The organism is Microbispora sp. NPDC049633 (assembly GCF_040675265.1).
GTDB lineage: Bacteria > Actinomycetota > Actinomycetes > Streptosporangiales > Streptosporangiaceae > Microbispora > Microbispora maris.
The window spans coordinates 1-16,810 of record NZ_JBFAOO010000163.1 but is presented as its reverse complement, the minus strand read 5'-3'; the positions used below and the strand labels follow the sequence as shown (position 1 = coordinate 16,810).

Genomic DNA, 16,810 nt, shown 5'->3' with positions numbered 1-16,810 from the left:
CATGTTCTGGCCGTCACCGATGAGGGTCTGGTCGATGGGGCCGGTGCCGGAGCCGGTGATGCTCGCCGTGGACAGCGTCTGCTGCGCCGACCAGCCGTTGGGGTTGGTGGGGTCGGTGGAGGTCCGGTAGGAGAAGGCGGTCCCGCCCCACTGGTAGGCCAGCACCCAGATGTTCTTGGGCGCGAAGTAGAACAGGGTGGGCGCGACGGCGGAGAAGTTCATCGTGTTCTGGCTGGCCGAGGCCATGTCGGACCAGTTGGTGAACAGGCCGAAGTTCATCGAACCCCAGCGCGTTCCGGTGTCGTGCGTCGTCGCGTAGACCAGGTGCTTGCCGTTGTAGACGACGTTGGTGAAGTCCTTGAGCGAGACCCATCCGGACTTCGGGTTCGCGAGCGAGCCCGTGGAGGTCCAGCGGTACCGCGACGGGAGGTCGCACGTGCCGCCGGTCGGCGTCGCCGACGGAGACGGAGACGGGGACGCAGGGGCCGACGGCGACTGCGACGGTGACTGCGCCGGGGAGGGGCTGGGCGAGCCCGGGCTGCCGGTGCAGGCCACACCGTTCAGGGAGAACGAGGTGGGCACCGAGGCGGAGCCGTTCGAGGAGCCGTTGAACCCGAAGCTCGTGCTGCCCCCGCTGGGGATGCTGCCGTTGTAGGAGACGTTGGTGGCGGTCACCGACGAGCCGGACTGGGTGTGGGTGGCGCTCCAGATCTGGCTGATCTGCTCGCCGCCGCCGAAGGACCAGGTCAGCCGCCAGCCGTTGACCGCGTCACCGAGGTTGTTGATGGTGACGTTGGCGTTGAACCCGCCCGGCCAGCTCGAACTGATGGTGTAGTCGACCCGGCAGGCGACGGCGGCCTGGGCGGGCTGCGTGGCCATCAGGGCGCCGGCTCCCGCCAGCAGGACCGGAATGGAGCCGATCGCGAGGCCGCGGCGCGAGGCCCGCCGGGGCGGCGCCGTGATCGCGGCGGCGGAGGGGCGCGGTGACCGCGCTCGCCAGGGCAGACGCATTCGAAATCTCCTCATCATCATGTCCGGCCGTTGTCGGGGCTGGTGCACGCAGCGATCGGGTGCCGCGGTGCCGTTCGCGGTGAACCCGAACGTTGTGGAGCCAGCCGGCGACGACGGAGCCGTTGTATGAAAAGCGGACACGCGGGGGGTCACTCCGCGCGATCGACGCCGCGTCCCGTGATCAGGGAACGCACACCACCAGGGCGTCGCGAACGGCGGTCCTCACCGCACACCACCACAGGGCAGGAGGAAGCCGCCTTGAGGACACAGTCTGGAAATCATGCCGAAATGTGTCAAGTCCCCCGCGAAAGTTTCAGAGTGACGCTCGCGCGTCACCCGCCGCGTCCGCTGATAGCGCCTGATGGAACGTACGCCCGTCCGTCGCCCCGCCGTGGGCGGGGGCGCCGTCCTTGACGTCGCCGCTCCGTCTCGTATTGGATCCGACCTGCTGCGACCAACCGGCGGAGAACGCGCGGCAGGGAAGTGTTAACGCTAACAACACGCCGGGCGCCACCACCCGGCGGCCATGGTGCGGGGCGCTCCGGCGGACAGACACCGCGTCCCCGGAGCCGCCACCCCGAGAGTCACCAGTGAGGAGGTTCACGGCGGCGAGGACGACGTCCGTCGCTTCACCCCGAAACGGTCGAAGGGCGGCTGGATCGCCGGGGTGCTCGGCGACATCGCGGGCCGGCCGGGCGACTAGGGTGGCGAGTCGTCCTCGGCGGAAGGAGCGCGGTGGCGACGCCCATCACGGGTGCCAGATCCGGTGTCGTCACCGGGGCGCTGGCGTTCAGCGGCATGGTGGTCTCGATGATGTTCACCCTGGTGGTGCCCATCATCCCCGACCTGCCCCGCCTGCTGTCGGCCCCGGCGGAGGACGCCTCCTGGGCCGTCACCGCCACGCTGCTGTCCTCGGCCGTGTTCACACCCGTGAGCGGACGGCTCGGCGACATGTACGGGAAACGTCGCCTGATGGTGGTCAGCCTTGTGCTGATGGTCGCCGGGTCGGTCGTCTGCGTGGCCGGGAACTCGCTGCTCGTGGTGGTGATCGGGCGGGCGCTGCAGGGCTGCGCCGTCGGCGTCATCCCGCTGGGCATCAGCATCATGCGCGATCTGCTGCCGCCCGAGCGGCTCGGCTCGGCGATGGCGCTGATGAGTGCCACCCTGGGCGCCGGCGGCGCGATCGGGCTGCCGCTGGGCGCCCTCGTCGTGCAGCTCGTCGACTGGCACATGCTCTTCCTGACGGCGGCCTGCATGGGCGCGGTGGGCCTCGTCCTCACCCTCGCGGTGGTGCCCGCCTCCCCGCTGCGCACGGGCGGAAGGTTCGACTTCCTCGGCGCCGCGGGGCTGTCGGCGGGTCTGGTGTGCCTGCTGCTGCCGGTGAGCAAGGGCGGCGGCTGGGGCTGGGGCAGTCCTCTCACCCTGGGGTTGTTCGCCGCGTCGGCGGTGATCCTCCTCGTGTGGGGGTTCGTCGAGCTGCGGGTGGCCGATCCGCTGGTCGACCTGCGGGCGACCGCCCGGCGCGAGGTGCTGATCACGAACGTCGCGTCCATCGCGTTCGGGTTCGCCATGTTCGGGCCCAGCCTGGTGTTCCCGCAGGTGCTCCAGGCCCCGGGGGTCACCGGTTACGGCCTGGGACTGTCCCTGTTCGAGGCGGGGCTGTGCATGGCCGTCGGCGGCGCGATGATGATGGTGCTCTCGCCGGTCTCGGCCCGTGTCACCGGCACGTACGGGCCTCGGGTGACGCTCATGATCGGCGCCCTGTGCGCGGTCGCCGGTTACGCCGTCGCGCTGTTCCTGATGGACGACGTCTGGCACATCGTGCTCGCCGCGACCGTCGTGTCCTCCGGGGCCGGCCTCGGCTACTCCGCCATGCCCGCCTCGATCATGGGCGCGGTGCCCGCATCCGAGACCGCCGCCGCCAACGGCTTCAACTCGCTCATGCGCTCCATCGGCACGGCTTCGGCCAGCGCGGTGATCAGCGCCGTCCTGGCGGCCCACATCGTGCCGGCCGGGGCCTTCTCGCTGCCGTCCCGTGAGGGGCTCCGGCTCGCGTTGATCACCACGACGGTCGCGGCGGCTGCCGCGCTGGTCATCGCCGCGCTTCTCCCGCGGGGACGCGGGCGCGCCGGCCCGACGGCGAGCGGGCGCCGGCACCTGTTCAGGCGGAGCGGGCGAGATCGGCCTCCACGGCGCCCGCGACACGGGAAAGAATGTCGACCAGCGACGGCAGCCGACACTTGTCGTAGCGTCCGCTCGGCATCGACACCGACAGACCGGCGAGGGCGTTTCCGTCCGGGTCCCTGACCGGCACGCCGGGCGCCACCACGCCGCGCTCCGAGCGGCCCTGGTCGAGCGCGAAGCCCTTGCGCCGCGCCCGGGCCGGCCCGGTGCGCGGCCGAACACCATGCCTGGCGCAGGTGCGGCAGGGCCCGCCGCCCGCGGACGGGAGGCGGCCGGGGGCGAGTGGGCCGTGAGCTCTCGCCGGTCTTGAGGCGAGCTTCCGGCTAGCCATCTTCGGTATCGCGTTCCCGCTCCAGGCCGAGGCGGACCCGGATCCTGATGATCAGCGTGGACAGAGCGGGCGGGATGGTCAGAACGAAGGCGAACGCGTCGGCGAGGCTTGAGCGGCCCATCTGGTAGGTCACCCATGCGAGGAAAGGCGCGAGAGCGAGCCAGGGCCGGCCGCGGGTCGCGAAGGCGGGAGTGAGGATCCTCCGGATCAGGACGCGCGCATGGGGTCGCCAGAGCAGGACCGCCATGCCGGGCACGCCGCAGAGCGTCTCGAGGATGTACGCGCCTCGGCGATTGTCCACTTCGGCGAACTGGACGGACCATTCCCGCAGATAACGGTGGCGCGCGGACGAGGGAAAGACCATGGACGCCGCACGTACCGCCATGAACCCCCGGCCTGGGTCCAGCCGTTCGTGGGCCAGGCGTTCCAGCTCGACGGCGACGGGCTCCAGGTTGAGCCGCCGCGCCACGGGCACGATCCATTCCAGCGTGTTCAGGCTCTTGAGACGCTGCTTGTGCGGGGGCAGATGCCCGATCGTCCGCATGTTGTGCAGGCGGTCGAAGAGCTTGAGCAGCATGACCCGCCGGTCGCCCGGCATCGGCCCGCCTTGGTCCAGAGCCGTGAAAGAGGCCACGAGGCCCGCGATCTCGGCGCCGAACTCGGCACGAAGAACGTCGAGGTCGTACCCCGCGTCCACGATGTCATGGAGCAGGGCCGCGCAGACGGTCGCCGCGTCGGCCTTCGTCGTCGCGGCCAGCGACGCGACCTCGACGAGGTGGGTGATGTAGGGGTCGCCGCTGCGGCGGAGCCGACCCGCATGGTGCTTCGCCGCGCGCCGGTACGCGCATTCGACCAGCTTCAGGTCGCCGTCGTCGAAGCGATCCGCGAGCCGGCCGAGCAGCGGCCCGATGGTCGTTTCCATGGTCATGCCCCCTGCGTTCCCAGCCGGGCGCGGAGGCCGCCTCTCGCGCGAGCGCGAGCCGCCCCTTCCGCCTTCTCGCGGGCCCGCACGGCGCCCTCGCGTGTCAGACGGTAGTACCTGCGCGGCGGACGCCCGGCCCGCTCGTCCGAGTCCGGATACTCCCACCGGCTCTCCAGCCACCCGTACGCCTCCAGATCCATCAGCCGCTTGTAGAGCGTTCCGTTGGCCAGGCCGGTGGCCGCGCGCAACTCCAGCCCGTAGAACTCCCTGTCCGGTTCCGCGAGGAAGACATCGATCACTTTCAGCGTGGGACTAGTCATGCGGGGCTTATCCGACATATGTCGATTTTGCGATTTCTGCTCGTTCTCGCCTATAGCCGCGCGATGAGTCCCGCCTTACCCGCGGCATAGCCTGCCCGCCGGGCCCTTCGGGCACCCGAGATGCGTACGGACGTACATATCGTGTGTACACTCGTACATATGGCGCCTGACTCGGACGGCCGCTCGATGCGCGAGCGGATGCTCGCCGGTGACCTCTACATCGCCGACGACCCGGAGCTGGCCGAGCACCAGCTGCGGGCCATGGACCTGATGGAGGCGTTCAACGCCACCCCCGCGCGCGACTCCCGGGAGCGTGGGCGGCTGCTCACCGAGCTGCTGGGGGAGATCGGCGAGGACACGCACATCCGGCCGCCGCTGCGGGTGGACTACGGCAGCCACATCCGCATCGGCGCCCGCTCGTTCGTCAACTACGGTCTCGTCGCCCTCGACGTCGCGCCGATCACGATCGGCGACGACGTGCAGATCGGTACGAACGTCCAGCTGCTCACCCCGACTCACCCGGTGGACCCGGAGCTTCGCCGCGCGAAGTGGGAGGCCGCCAAGCCGATCACCATCGGCGACAACGTGTGGCTGGGCAGCGGGGCGATCGTGCTGGCGGGAGTCACCATCGGGGACGGCAGCGTCGTCGGCGCCGGCGCGGTGGTGACCCGGGACCTGCCGGCGAACGTCGTGGCGGTGGGCAACCCCGCCCGGGTGATCCGGACGATCGGCCCGGGCGCGGCGTGAGCGGCCCCGCCGCCGCTTCGCTTCCGCCGGTCCCACGGCGGCCCCGCCGGCACGACCCCGGACGGCGGGACCGGCTGATCGACGCCGCGCTGGCCGTCATCGCCGAGCGGGGCGTGGCCGGGACGACGCATCGGGAGATCGCCCGCGTCGCCGACGTGCCGCTGGGGTCGACGACCTACCACTTCACCTCGCTGGAGGAGGTGCTCGCCGAGGCGTTCACCCGGCACGCCGAGTCCGTGGCCCGCGTCTTCGACGAGCGCATGCGTGCCGCCCGGGACCGGGAGGCGGCGGTCGAGGCCGTCATCGCGCTGGTGTCGGACGACCTGCTCGGCGCACAGCGCGACCTCGTCCTCGCCGTGGAGCTGTATCTGGCCGCGGCGCGCAACCCGGCACTGAGGGCCGTCACCCAGGCGTGGATGGCGCGCAGCCGTCAGGCGCTGGAGCGTCACTTCGACCCCACCACGGCCCGGGAACTGGACGCGCTCATCGAGGGGCTCGTGCTGCACAGCGCGTTGTCGACCGACCCGATGACGCCCGAGCAGATCCGCCACGCCATCGACCGTTACCTGCGCTGAACCGCGCCGTTCCCTCGACCGCACCACCGTGATCGGAAAGCCCATGCCCGCCGCCCTGTCTTTGACCGCACCCACTCGTCAGGCGCGCCAGGCCCGCGCCGCCGTCGCCGCTCTGTTCCTCACCAACGGCGCCGTGTTCTTCAACGTCGTCCCGCGATATCCGCAGATCAAGGCCGATCTCGGGGTGAGCAACGCCGTCCTCGGGACCGCGCTGGCCGGGACCTCGATCGGTGCGTTGCTGGCGGGGCTGCTGGCCGGCGCCGCCATCCGCCGGTTCCGATCCGCGCGCGTGGCGGCGTTGGGGATCGTCGTGACCACGATCGCGACGCTGGTCATCCCCATCGCGCCGAACTGGATCGCGCTGGGCGGCGCGCTGTTCGTGGTGGGCGCTCTCGACGCGGTCGTCGACGTCGCGCAGAACGCCCACGGCCTGCGGGTGCAACGCCTGTACGGGCGGTCCATCCTCAATTCGCTGCACGGCCTGTGGAGCGTCGGCGCGGTCATCGGCGGTCTGATGGGCTCGGCCGCGGCCGGGCTGCACATCCCTCTCCCGGTCCACCTGGGCATCTCCGCGGCGCTGTTCAGCGTCGTCGCCGTCGTCGCCCACCGGTTCCTGCTGCCCGGCCCGGACGACGCCGAGCGGTCCGCCGAAGCGCAGGACCTCGCCGCCGCCGACGGCCACCCGGCCGCCCCGCCCGCCCACGCGGACCGGCGCGGAGGCCGGCGCTCGTTCACCGGTCCCGCCGTGCGGATGCTCGCCGTGCTCGGCGTGCTCGCCGCCTGCGGCGCCCTGGTCGAGGACGCGGGCGCGTCCTGGGGCGCCCTCTTCCTCAGCGACTTGCACGCGAACGCCGCCACGGCGGGCCTGGCCGTCGTCGCCTTCCAGGCCGCCATGACCGCCGGCCGTCTCACCGGCGACCGCGTCGTGAACCGCTTCGGCCAGCGCATCGTGGCCCGTGCGGGCGGCGTCCTGGCCGCCGCCGGCATGGGCGCCGCTCTCGCCGTGCCGTCGGTCGCGACCGCGCTGGCCGGCTTCGCCCTGGCCGGGCTCGGTGTCGCCACCCTCGTGCCCGCCACCATGCACGCCGCCGACGAGCTGCCCGGGCTGCCCGCCGGCACCGGCCTGACCGTCGTCAGCTGGCTGCTGCGCGGAGGATTCCTGCTGTCGCCACCCCTCGTCGGGTTCGTCGCCGACCTGATCAGCCTGCGCGTCGGGTTGCTGTCCGTCGTCCTGGCCGGTGCCGCCACCGTCGTCCTCGCCCGCGTCCTCGTGAACCGTACGTAGTCCGGGCCCAGCGGCGGGCGTGAACCGGCCGGCACCGCCGATCGGCCGCCCGTCGCCCGTTGGGTCTTGACATTGGGCTGGGGAAGCCCCTAAATCCTGATGTTACCGGTAACGCATTCTCAACATCCCGGAAACAAGCAAGGTGCCGGCCACTCCGGCAGAACCGCGAGCGCGTGGCGGCCGGCCCTCATCCGTCCATCCGTCGGCATCGGCTCCGGCCGGCCCGTACCTCATGCGGGACGACGCCCGCTCTCGCCCGTCTCCCACCCCCAGGAGAAGAACATGCGCGATACATCCCCTCTGTTACCCGGCCGGGCGCGCCGTGGACGGCCGTCGCCGGCGGCCGTCGCCGCGTGCGTCGTGGCGGCCCTGGCGACCATGCTGGCGAGCGCGCTGACGTGGGCGGCGCCCGCCTCGGCGGCGGTGGCTCCGCTGGTGAGCGCGGCGGCGGGGCGCTGCCTCGACGTGAAGGGCAACGTCGACACGCTGGGCACCCCGCTGGACATCTGGGACTGCAACGGTCAGGCCAACCAGGGGTTCGAGTTCACCTCGGCGGGTGAGCTGCGGACGATGAACGGCACGCGCTGCGTGGACGCCTACAACAACCAGACCTCACCGGGCACGCAGGTGATCATCTGGTCGTGCAACGGGCAGGCGAACCAGAAGTGGCGGCAGAACGCCGACGGGTCCGTCACCGGGACGCAGTCGGGCCTGTGCCTGGACGTCGACCACGGGGGCACGGCCAACGGCACCGCGGTCATCCTGTGGACCTGCAACGGCCAGAGCAACCAGAAGTGGGGCGGCGGCACCGGAACCGGCGGCGGCACGCTCGTCGTCGACGCGGCCACCGTCGTGCGGCCGGTCACGCGGGTCGGCTCGGGCACCCTCTACGGCCTGTCCGACGCGAACACCCCGCCGGTGTCGGTCATGCAGCCGCTGAAGCTCAAGCAGCTGCGCCAGCCCCCGCCGCTGCACGAGCACCGGCCCAACGGCGTTCCGTCGCCGATCGGCGACACGCTGAACGTCTGGAGGAACGCCGCGGCCATCGGCGCGGTGATCACCGTCGACATGGCGGACAGCTTCGACGGCTTCCCGTACTGGTGGACGAACTGGAACGACTGGTACAGCCGGATCGACAAGATGATCGCCGCGGCCAAGTCGGCGGGCGTCACCAACATCGACGCGTGGGAGCCGTGGAACGAGCCCGACTGGACCTGGCCCTCGGGGTCGGGCGTCTCCTTCAACGAGGGCTGGGTCCGCACCTACCAGCGCATCCGGCAGAGCGAGCCGAACGCCGCCATCATGGGGCCGAGCTACTCCTACTGGGACGTCAACCGGATGCGGGCCTTCCTCACCAACGCCAAGGCCACGAACACGGTGCCCCAGGTGGTGTCGTGGCACGAGCTGAGCGGCTGGCGGCAGGTCACGGGCAACGTCCAGGCCTACCGGAACCTGGAGCGTGAGCTCGGCATCTCCCCGCGGCCCATCTCGATCAACGAGTACGCCGCGACCGGCGAGATCGACGTCCCCAGCAGCGCGAACCACTACGTGGCGCAGTTCGAGCGCGCGGGCGTGCGCGACGCGCAGCGGGCGTTCTGGTACGAGGCGGGCACTCTCAACGGCCTGCTGTACAACGGCCGGCCGACCGCGTCGTACTGGATGTACAAGTGGTACGCGGACCAGACCGGCAACATCGTCAAGGTGACCCCGACCACGGCCAACGACGGCGTGGCCGCCTACGACGCGGGCAGCAGGACCTTCAGCGTCGTCTTCGGCGGCCAGTCGGGGAACGGCTCGATCCGGGTGGACGGCATCGGCGCGCTCGGCTCCTCGGTCACCGCCACCCTCGAGTCGGTGCCCGGCTCGGGACGCACGACGAACGTCTCCGGGCCGACCACGCTGTCATCGAACGCCTACACCGTCACCAACGGCAGCGTCACGATCCCCATCGCCAACCAGAACGCGAACGGCGCCTACCGCCTCGTTCTCACCCCTCGCTGAGCGGCGCGCCGGTCGCCGGGGCGCGGCCCCCGGCGACCGGGAGGTGAAAGGCCGCCGGCACCCCTCGCCGGTGCCGGCGGCCCTGCCCGCCGTCCTCCCTACTCGCGGATCAGGTGGACCAGGGCGCTGGCGTAGTCGCCGGGAGCCAGGTCGGGGAACACGCCGTGGGCGAGCAGGACGGCGCCGTGATGGATCCGGCCGGTGGAGCGGTCGCGGTAGCGGGCGCCGGGATCGAGGGCGCGCAGCCGGACGCCCGGCTCGGGATGGCCGAACCGGCGGGAGCGCCGGTGGACGAGCACGGCCGTCTCACTCCCGTCGGGGGCGAGGTACTGCACGGCCGACAGCTCGCGGTCCGGAGGCAGCAGACGGTACTGCCGGCCGTGTTGGACGAGCGGACGGATCCGCTTGTAGTCGGCGACCAGCTCCGCGGCCCGTTCGAGCTCCGCGTCGCTCCAGTCGGTGAGGGCGCCGCCGATACCCAGCACGCCGGCCATCGCGACGTGGAAGCGGAAGTCCAGCGGCGTCTCCCGGCCGGTGTAGGGGTTGGGGCTGTCGGTGACCCAGGCGCCCATGACGCGGGCGGGGTAGAGCTGGCTGAAGCCGTGCTGGATCTCCAGCCGGTCGAGGGCGTCGGTGTCGTCGGAGGTCCACACCTGGTCGGTACGCCGGAGGACGCCGAGGTCGACCCGCCCGCCGCCGCTGCTGCAGGACTCGATGCGCACGTGCGGGTGGGCCGCGCGCAGCCGGTCGAGCACGGCGTACAGGGCGCTGACGTGGCCGGTCCACAGCCGCTCGTCCGGTCCCGCCTCCGTGAAGGGGCGGTTCATGTCCCACTTCAGGAAGTCGACGGCGTTCTTGGCGAGCAGCTCGTCAAGGGTCCGGTAGAGCCAGTCGGCCACCTCCGGCCTGCTCAGGTCGAGCACGAGCTGGTTGCGGTGCTCGGTGCGCCGCCGGTTCGGCCGGTGGATGACCCAGTCGGGATGGGCGCGGTACAGATCGCTGTCCGGGTTGACCATCTCCGGCTCCACCCACAGGCCGAACAGCATGCCCAGCTCGTGCACCCGGTCGATCAGCGGCCCGAGTCCGTCGGGGAAACGGCGCGGGTTGGGGTGCCAGTCGCCGAGCCCCGCCGCGTCGTGCGTGCGCGCGCCGAACCAGCCGTCGTCCACCACGAACAGCTCGACGCCGATCCGGGCGGCCTTCTCCGCCAGCTCGATCTGGCCGTCGAGCGAGACGTCGAAGCCGGTGGCCTCCCAGGAGTTGTACAGCACGGGCCGCGTCTCGCCGGGGTGCGGCAGCACGTGCCGCAGCTGGTGGTCGTGCCAGGCGCGGCTCGCGGCGCCGAAGCCGCCGTCGGTGTACAGGCCCGCGCACACGGGGGTGACCAGTTCCTCGCCGGCGGCCAGCTCCCGCGTCACCGGGTCGTGCCCGGCGCCGGCCGAGAGCGTCACCCGCTCGGTCGGGAGCCGCTGCGCGGTGAGCCGCCAGCTTCCGCTCCAGGCCAGCGCGCAGGAGTAGACCTCGCCGTGCTCCTCGCCCGCCGTCCCGTCGTCGACCATCGCCCAGGGGTTGGCCTGGTGGCTCGTCACGCCCCGCCGGCTCGTCGTGACGGTCTCGCCGTACGGCAGCTCGGTGCGGTGCAGCCGGGTCTCGGCGCCCCACTGACCGCGCACGCAGCTGAGCCGATAGCCGTCCATGCGGGGGAGCACCCAGGTGGCGGAGTCGGCCCGTACGACGGTGACGGGCTCGCCCTCGTTGCGCAGCACCAGGTGCCGCTCGATGACGTCGCTGTCCTCGTGCACGCCGTAGTGACACTCGACGGTGAGCGGATAGTGGCGGTCGGCGAACGTCAGCACCAGCTCCCGATCGGTACGGCGTTGGCCGGTGGGGACGAGCTCCAGATCCCGGGTGCCGTCGGCGAAGCGCACCTGCACGGCCGCGTGCCCGTAGAACAGGCCGCCGGTCGCGGTCAGGTCCAGCGTGCCCTCGGCGGCGTCCTCCACGGGGCGGAACGGCGGCCGCGGCAGCAGCGGCAGCGAGGCCGCCTGCTCGACGGTGAGCCGGGGGCCCCAGTGCAGCACGCGCAGCCGGTCATGGTCGTCGAGATGCAGGACGTAGGAGGAGGACGGCCCGGACAGCACCCAGAGGCGGCGTTCGGAGTCGTGGACGATCATGTTGGCCTTCCGATGCGAAGAGGGCTTGGGCGGTGGGGGACGAGGACATGCCGAACGCCCGCCGCCATGGAGGGCGGCGGGCTCGGGAAGGAGGGCGCCGTCCGGTGGCGGGGCACACGGTGGTCGATCCGGGACGGCGCCGAGGTCAGGACGGGGCGGGGCCGCTGCTCTCCCGCACGATGAGCTCCGGCTCGCTCCAGGCGGGCACGGGAGGGGCGGTCTGCGGCTCCAGCCTGCGGTGCAGCAGGCCGAAGCAGGCGCGGCCGAGCCCTTCGAAGTCGAGCCGGACGGTGGTGAGCGAGGGGTTGAGGTAGGCCGAGGGCGGGGCGTCGTCGAAGCCCACCACACTGAGGTCGCCGGGGATGTCCCGCCCGGCCTCACGGGCGGCCCGCATGACGCCGAGCGCGAGGTCGTCGTTGCCGCACAGGATGGCGGTGACCGAGCGGTCCGCCAGCAGGGAGCGGACGGCGAGGTAGCCCGAGCGCGGAGTCCACCCCCCGTGCGACGGCTCGGGCACCGGGCGGTCCGCGGCGCGCAACGCGTCCTGCCAGCCCTGGGTCCGCTGGGGGGACGGGCTGGTGGAGGAGGGGATGGCCACGTAGTGGACCGTCCGGTGTCCCAGGCCGAGCAGGTAACGGGTCGCGTGCGCGGCGGCGGCCCGGTCGTCCAGCCAGACCTGCCACGGGCCGCCGTCCGCGGCGTCGCCCTCGTCGGGGCGGCGTTCGACGGCGGCGGCCACCGGGACGTCCGGCGGCAGCGCCCGGAGCGCGCGCACGCCCGCGTCGTCGTAGGCGATCACCATGACGGGCTCCCCGGGCCGGTTGAGCCGCAGGGCGATGTCCGTCTGCTGGGACTCCGGCTCCAGGACGCTTATGCCGACGGAGAAGCCGGCCGTCCTGGCCGCCTCCTCCATGCCGCGCAGCGTGGCGGCCGCGCCGTACAGGGCGGTGTCGGAGGTCAGTACGGTGACCGACCGCACCGGGCCTCCCGCCAGCGTCTGGGCCAGCTTGTTGGGCCGGTAGCCGAGCTCGGCGATGACCTGCAGGACCTTGGCCCGGGTCGCCTCGCTGACCCGGGCCTTGCCGTTGATGACACGAGAGACGGTCTGCTGCGAGACACCGGCCACACGTGCGACGTCCCAGATGCTCGCCGAGCGGCCGCGAGAAGCGTCCTGCGCTGGCATGTGACCGGTAACTCCCATAGCTCCAGAGCCTACTTGATGGCGGCGTTCGCCTCGTCGTTGATTTTCTTGGCCGCGTCCTGCGCCGGCATCTGCCCGAGCCAGACCTGGTTGAAGATGTCGAGCGCCTTCACGTTGTAGGTGTCGGCCGCCTCCGTGAGGGGGTAGCCCATCGTGGTGCCCTCGGCCGCCTTCTTGAACCCGGTGACGTCCACGCCCTTGGCCTTCCACGCCTCGGCGAAGACGTCGTTGAGCGAGCTGATCCCCGGCCAGACGGCGCCCGCCTGGGCCACGGCCTTCTGGTGCTTCTCCGAGGTCAGCCACTTGAGGAGTTCCCACGCCTCCTTCGGGTGCTTGGTCCCGGAGTAGATCGCCTCGGTCAGGCCGTTGTAGACGCTGCCCTTGCCGACCGGCCCCGCGGGCAGGTCGGCGACGCCGAAGCCGCCGTCGGGAAGCGCGGTGTCGAAGGCGCGCAGCATCCAGCTTCCGTCCATCGCGGTGGCCGCCTCGCCGCGACCGACGACCTGGTCGAGCGACGGGCCGTTGGGCGGGTTGGTGACCGTGGCGGGCACGGCGACGTGATACTTCAGCCGCAGGTCCTGGACGAACTGGATGGCCTGCACGCAGGCCGGCTGATCGATGGTCCACCGGCCCCACGGCTTGTCCTGGAGCTTGCACCCGTTCTGCAGCGCGAAGTTCCACCAGTCCTGCTGGCCGGTGGGCGCCTGCATGGCCAGGCCGTACTGCTTGACCTTCTCGGGGTCGAAGCCGGGCTCGTCGGCGCGCTTGCCGTTCTCGTCGACCGTCAGCTTCCGCAGCGTCTTGACGAAGGTGCCGCCGTCGGCGGGGTTCCAGGTGAGGCCGTCGAGGTCGGCGGGGGTGAGCCCGGCCTCCTTCAGGGCCTTGGCGCTGTAGAAGAGCCCGATGGTGTCCCAGTCTTTCGGCAGGCCGTACACCTTGCCGTCCACCTTCCAGCCCTCGGCGAGCTTGGGGTCGTAGCCGGAGGTGTCCACCTTGTCCTGTGCGATGAGCGGCGCCAGGTCGGTGAGCACGCCCTCCTTGCCGAACTTGGGGAAGTAGGAGACGTGGTCCCAGAAGACGTCGGGCGCCGAGCGCCCGGCGAGCTGGGTCTGCAGCTTGCTCCAGTAGTCGTTCCAGTTGTTCAGCTCGATCTGGACCTTGATGGTCGGGTGGGCCTTCTCGAACTCGCGGATCGACTGTTCGATCGGCGGCTTCTGCACCTCGTCCCACATCGCGTAGCGCAGGGTGACGGCGCCGCCGGAGGAGCCGGAGTCGTCCGAACCTCCGCCGCAGGCGGCCAAGGCCAGGAGGGCCGCCGTCGCGACCATAGATAAACCGATTTTTCTGGACATAGCTGCATGCCCTTCTTCTCTGTGGAGGTGGTTACTTCAGCCCGGTCAGGGCGATCGAGCGGACGATGTGCCGCTGGAACAGCAGGAAGATCACGATGAGTGGGAGCAGCGCCAGGGCGGCGGCCGCCAGGATCAGGTGGTACTGCGAGGAGTACTGGCCCTTCAGCGCCGAGATGCCCAGCGTGACGACCCTGACCGCGTCGCCGTTGGTGATGATCAGCGGCCACAGCAGTGTGTTCCAGGTCGTGATGAACGTGATGGTGGCGAGCGTCGCGAGGATCGGGCGGCTCAGCGGGAGCACGACGCGGGTGAGCACCGTCCAGGTGCCCGCGCCGTCGATGCGCGCGGCCGACTCCAGGTCCCTGGGAATCGTGCGGAAGTACTGCCGTACCAGGAAGATCCCGTACGGCGTGCCGAACGCGGTGGGCAGGATCAATCCGAGATAGGTGTCGATCAGCCCGAACTCCCGCATGATCAGGAAAAGCGGCACAAGGGTGACGATCTGCGGCACCATCATCGTCGCGAGGTAGCCCCAGAACAGCGCGTCGCGGCCGGGGAACGACATCCGCCCGAAGGCGTAGGCGGCCATCGTGCTGAAGACGACCTGGCCGACCGTGACGGCCCCGGCGTAGACCAGCGAGTGCAGCAGGAAGCCGGCCATGTCGTACTCCGACCAGACCTTCGCGAAGTTGCCCAGCGTGACGGGGAAGGCGGGCTCCCAGGCGGGGGTGGTGAGCACCTTCGCGGGTTCCTTGAAAGCCGAGTTCAGCGTCATCAGGTACGGCGCGACCGCGACCGCGGCGCCCATGAACAGCGCGAGATACAGCGCGATCCTCTTCAGCTGTGTCCTCTTCAGCTGTGTCCTCTTCGGCTGTGTCCTCTTCATCGGGTCCTCACGAGAAGTCGTACACGGTGCGCTTGCGGAAGTAGAGGAACTGCGCCGCGGTCACCAGCAGGATCAGTCCGAACAGCACCATCGCCAGCGCCGAGGCGAACCCGGCCCGGAAGAGCTGGAAACCCTGCTGGTAGATGTGGAAGTTCAGCACGTCGGTGGCGCCGCCGGGACCGCCCTGAGTCATCACGAAGACCGTGTCGAAGACCTGGAACGACCCGATCGTGTTCGTGACCAGCACGAAGAACAGCGACGGCCGCAGCAGCGGCAGGGTGATCATGAAGAACCGCTGCGCCGGCGTGGTGCCGTCGATCGCCGCGGCCTCGTACAACTGGTGCGGAATCGCCTGCAGCCCGGCCAGCAGGATCAGCATGGTGTAGCCGGTGTACTGCCAGACGTTCACCGAGGCGATCACCGGCATGGCCCAGGCGGGATCGGTGAGCCAGTTCGGCCCGTCGATCCCCACCATGCCCAGCACCTGGTTGACCACGCCGTGTCTGGGGTCGAAGATCCAGGACCAGACGATGCCGAGGGCCACGGGCATGGCCATCCAGGGCAGCACGAAGGCCACGCGGAAGACCTTGCCGCCGCGCATCCGCCGGTTCAGGGCGAGAGCCAGCAGCAGGGCCAGCACGGTCTGCGCCGGGATGTTGAGCAGTACGTAGTAGACCGTGTTGACCAGGGACCGCCACGCATCGGGATCGGCGGCCAGTTCGCGGTAGTTGTCCAGGCCGACGAACGAGGGCGCGCCCATCAGGTTCCAGTCGAACAGGCTCAGCGCCGCCACCCCGAAGATGGGCGCGACCAGGAACAGCAGGAATCCGATCAGGCTCGGCGCGAGCAGGGCGTACGCCTCGGCCGTAGCGCGCACGTGCCGCGCGAACCGGCGGTCCGACCGTCGCCGGCGTCCCTGCGCCGAGGCGAGGGGAACTATGTCATCAATCACGCTTCACTCCGTACGCCGCTCCACGGGGTCGAGCGGCAGCGGGCTGCCCGGAAATCTGGCGCAGACGCTTCTGTAATGGAGAGAAGAGTTACCGATAACATGCCTCTCGTCAAGGGACGACGTCGCCTGCGGGCCGAGCCCGTGGTCGTGTTCTCACGACGACGGCAGAGCGGGCGCAAGCGCCCCGCCGGCAATGGTCCGCGCGTGACCGGCATGCGGGATGACGGGCGGGTGCGAGGGGGCGCGGGGACGAGGAGGTGCGGCGACCAGGCGTAGCAGTCGTTGCCGGCCACGGGAAAAGGGGCGGCCAGGTCATGGCCGCCCCCGGTTAGTGAGTGGTGATGTCAGACGCGGGTCCACTGCTGGTTGGTGCCACCCCAGCAGGAGTAGATCTGGAGTTTCGTGCCGTTGGCGGTGCCGGCGCCGATGACGTCGAGGCACTTGTTCGCCCCGACGGCGGTGATGGTGCCGTCGGAGTTGAGGCGCCACTTCTGGTTGTTCTGGCCGTTGCAGTCCCAGATGATCACGCTGCTGCCGTCGGCCGTGCCGCCGCCGTTCACGTCCAGGCACTTGTTGCCGTAGACCCGCAGCTCACCGGCGCTGGTGGAGGTCCACTGCTGGTTGGATTGGCCGTTGCAGTCCCAGATCTGCGCCTGCGCGCCGTTGGTCTGCGAAGCGCCGTTCACGTCCAGGCACCGGCCGGAGGCGACCCCCCTGATCGCGCTCGTGGAGCCGGGGTTCGGGCTGGTGCCCGGGGAGGGAGTGGTGCCCGGGGACGGGCTGGTGTTCGGGGTGGCGGCGTTGAGTGCGTTGAGGACGGAGGTGTAGGCCTGCTTCTTGTTGAAGTTGCCGTCGAACAGCAGCGGGGT

15 protein-coding genes and 1 pseudogene are annotated in these 16,810 nt (G+C 70.9%); 6 read left to right on the top strand and 10 right to left on the bottom strand.

Annotated elements, in window-relative coordinates; all coding sequences use genetic code 11:
* The coding region (locus AB0J39_RS30265) for a non-reducing end alpha-L-arabinofuranosidase family hydrolase (RefSeq protein ID WP_363470899.1) at window positions 1-1,011 on the bottom strand (1,011 nt) is incomplete at its 3' end.
* A gap of 526 nt (window positions 1,012-1,537) precedes the next feature.
* On the opposite strand from AB0J39_RS30265, the gene AB0J39_RS30260 reads away from it, so the two are divergent.
* Together AB0J39_RS30260 and AB0J39_RS30255 are read left to right on the top strand one after the other, a co-directional pair.
* On the top strand, window positions 1,538-1,714 hold the full coding sequence (locus AB0J39_RS30260; RefSeq protein WP_363470896.1) for a hypothetical protein: 177 nt from the start codon (window positions 1,538-1,540) through the stop codon (window positions 1,712-1,714).
* 32 nt (window positions 1,715-1,746) lie between these two features.
* On the top strand, window positions 1,747-3,318 hold the full coding sequence (locus AB0J39_RS30255) for an MFS transporter (protein ID WP_363470893.1): 1,572 nt from the start codon (window positions 1,747-1,749) through the stop codon (window positions 3,316-3,318).
* On the opposite strand, the pseudogene AB0J39_RS30250 reads toward AB0J39_RS30255, so the two are convergent.
* From AB0J39_RS30250 to AB0J39_RS30240, 3 genes and pseudogenes are all read right to left on the bottom strand, one after another.
* A pseudogene (locus AB0J39_RS30250) lies at window positions 3,257-3,526 on the bottom strand (IclR family transcriptional regulator C-terminal domain-containing protein); the annotation flags it as partial. The gene AB0J39_RS30255 and the pseudogene AB0J39_RS30250 sit on opposite strands and share 62 nt — an antisense overlap.
* The gene (locus AB0J39_RS30245) at window positions 3,519-4,448 is read right to left on the bottom strand and encodes an HD domain-containing protein (RefSeq protein ID WP_363470890.1); all 930 of its coding nucleotides are present in this window, start codon (window positions 4,446-4,448) and stop codon (window positions 3,519-3,521) included. The pseudogene AB0J39_RS30250 and the gene AB0J39_RS30245, both read right to left, overlap by 8 nt.
* A gap of 2 nt (window positions 4,449-4,450) precedes the next feature.
* The gene (locus AB0J39_RS30240; protein WP_363470888.1) at window positions 4,451-4,768 is read right to left on the bottom strand and encodes a helix-turn-helix transcriptional regulator; all 318 of its coding nucleotides are present in this window, start codon (window positions 4,766-4,768) and stop codon (window positions 4,451-4,453) included.
* A 159-nt stretch (window positions 4,769-4,927) separates the two neighbouring features.
* On the opposite strand from AB0J39_RS30240, the gene AB0J39_RS30235 reads away from it, so the two are divergent.
* The 4 genes from AB0J39_RS30235 (at window position 4,928) to AB0J39_RS30220 (ending at window position 9,376) form a co-directional block, all read left to right on the top strand.
* Window positions 4,928-5,515 carry a sugar O-acetyltransferase gene (locus AB0J39_RS30235; RefSeq protein WP_363470885.1) on the top strand — a complete coding sequence of 196 codons (588 nt, stop codon included), beginning with the start codon at window positions 4,928-4,930 and terminating at the stop codon, window positions 5,513-5,515.
* Window positions 5,512-6,090, top strand: a complete 579-nt coding sequence (locus AB0J39_RS30230; RefSeq protein ID WP_363470882.1) for a TetR family transcriptional regulator — start codon at window positions 5,512-5,514, stop codon at window positions 6,088-6,090. Before AB0J39_RS30235 ends, AB0J39_RS30230 begins: the two co-directional genes overlap by 4 nt.
* A 28-nt stretch (window positions 6,091-6,118) precedes the next feature.
* Window positions 6,119-7,375 carry an MFS transporter gene (locus tag AB0J39_RS30225; RefSeq protein ID WP_363470879.1) on the top strand — a complete coding sequence of 419 codons (1,257 nt, stop codon included), beginning with the start codon at window positions 6,119-6,121 and terminating at the stop codon, window positions 7,373-7,375.
* A 282-nt stretch (window positions 7,376-7,657) separates the two neighbouring features.
* Window positions 7,658-9,376, top strand: a complete 1,719-nt coding sequence (locus AB0J39_RS30220; RefSeq protein ID WP_363470876.1) for an RICIN domain-containing protein — start codon at window positions 7,658-7,660, stop codon at window positions 9,374-9,376.
* A 98-nt stretch (window positions 9,377-9,474) separates the two neighbouring features.
* Here the strand turns inward: AB0J39_RS30220 and AB0J39_RS30215 are convergent, their stop codons facing one another.
* The 6 genes from AB0J39_RS30215 to AB0J39_RS30190 form a co-directional block, all read right to left on the bottom strand.
* A complete protein-coding gene (locus AB0J39_RS30215) occupies window positions 9,475-11,550 on the bottom strand; it encodes an alpha-galactosidase (RefSeq protein ID WP_363470873.1) in 2,076 nt (691 codons plus the stop codon).
* Between the two features lie 145 nt (window positions 11,551-11,695).
* A complete protein-coding gene (locus tag AB0J39_RS30210) occupies window positions 11,696-12,733 on the bottom strand; it encodes a LacI family DNA-binding transcriptional regulator (RefSeq protein WP_363470870.1) in 1,038 nt (345 codons plus the stop codon).
* 29 nt (window positions 12,734-12,762) lie between these two features.
* The gene (locus tag AB0J39_RS30205; RefSeq protein ID WP_363470867.1) at window positions 12,763-14,079 is read right to left on the bottom strand and encodes a sugar ABC transporter substrate-binding protein; all 1,317 of its coding nucleotides are present in this window, start codon (window positions 14,077-14,079) and stop codon (window positions 12,763-12,765) included.
* A 55-nt stretch (window positions 14,080-14,134) separates the two neighbouring features.
* A complete protein-coding gene (locus AB0J39_RS30200; protein ID WP_363470864.1) occupies window positions 14,135-14,989 on the bottom strand; it encodes a carbohydrate ABC transporter permease in 855 nt (284 codons plus the stop codon).
* A gap of 7 nt (window positions 14,990-14,996) precedes the next feature.
* A complete protein-coding gene (locus AB0J39_RS30195) occupies window positions 14,997-15,941 on the bottom strand; it encodes a sugar ABC transporter permease (protein ID WP_363470861.1) in 945 nt (314 codons plus the stop codon).
* A gap of 344 nt (window positions 15,942-16,285) precedes the next feature.
* Window positions 16,286-16,810: RICIN domain-containing protein (locus AB0J39_RS30190; RefSeq protein ID WP_363470858.1), on the bottom strand; the 525-nt coding region annotated here is incomplete at its 5' end.

Coding starts and splice junctions, on each gene's coding strand:
- AB0J39_RS30260 (WP_363470896.1), top strand. CDS start 1,538: ATGGTGCGGGGCGCTCCGGCGGACAGACACCGCGTCCCCGGAGCCGCC.
- AB0J39_RS30245 (WP_363470890.1), bottom strand. CDS start 4,448: ATGGAAACGACCATCGGGCCGCTGCTCGGCCGGCTCGCGGATCGCTTC.
- AB0J39_RS30240 (WP_363470888.1), bottom strand. CDS start 4,768: ATGACTAGTCCCACGCTGAAAGTGATCGATGTCTTCCTCGCGGAACCG.
- AB0J39_RS30235 (WP_363470885.1), top strand. CDS start 4,928: ATGGCGCCTGACTCGGACGGCCGCTCGATGCGCGAGCGGATGCTCGCC.
- AB0J39_RS30220 (WP_363470876.1), top strand. CDS start 7,658: ATGCGCGATACATCCCCTCTGTTACCCGGCCGGGCGCGCCGTGGACGG.
- AB0J39_RS30215 (WP_363470873.1), bottom strand. CDS start 11,550: ATGATCGTCCACGACTCCGAACGCCGCCTCTGGGTGCTGTCCGGGCCG.
- AB0J39_RS30210 (WP_363470870.1), bottom strand. CDS start 12,733: ATGCCAGCGCAGGACGCTTCTCGCGGCCGCTCGGCGAGCATCTGGGAC.
- AB0J39_RS30205 (WP_363470867.1), bottom strand. CDS start 14,079: ATGGTCGCGACGGCGGCCCTCCTGGCCTTGGCCGCCTGCGGCGGAGGT.
- AB0J39_RS30200 (WP_363470864.1), bottom strand. CDS start 14,989: ATGAAGAGGACACAGCCGAAGAGGACACAGCTGAAGAGGACACAGCTG.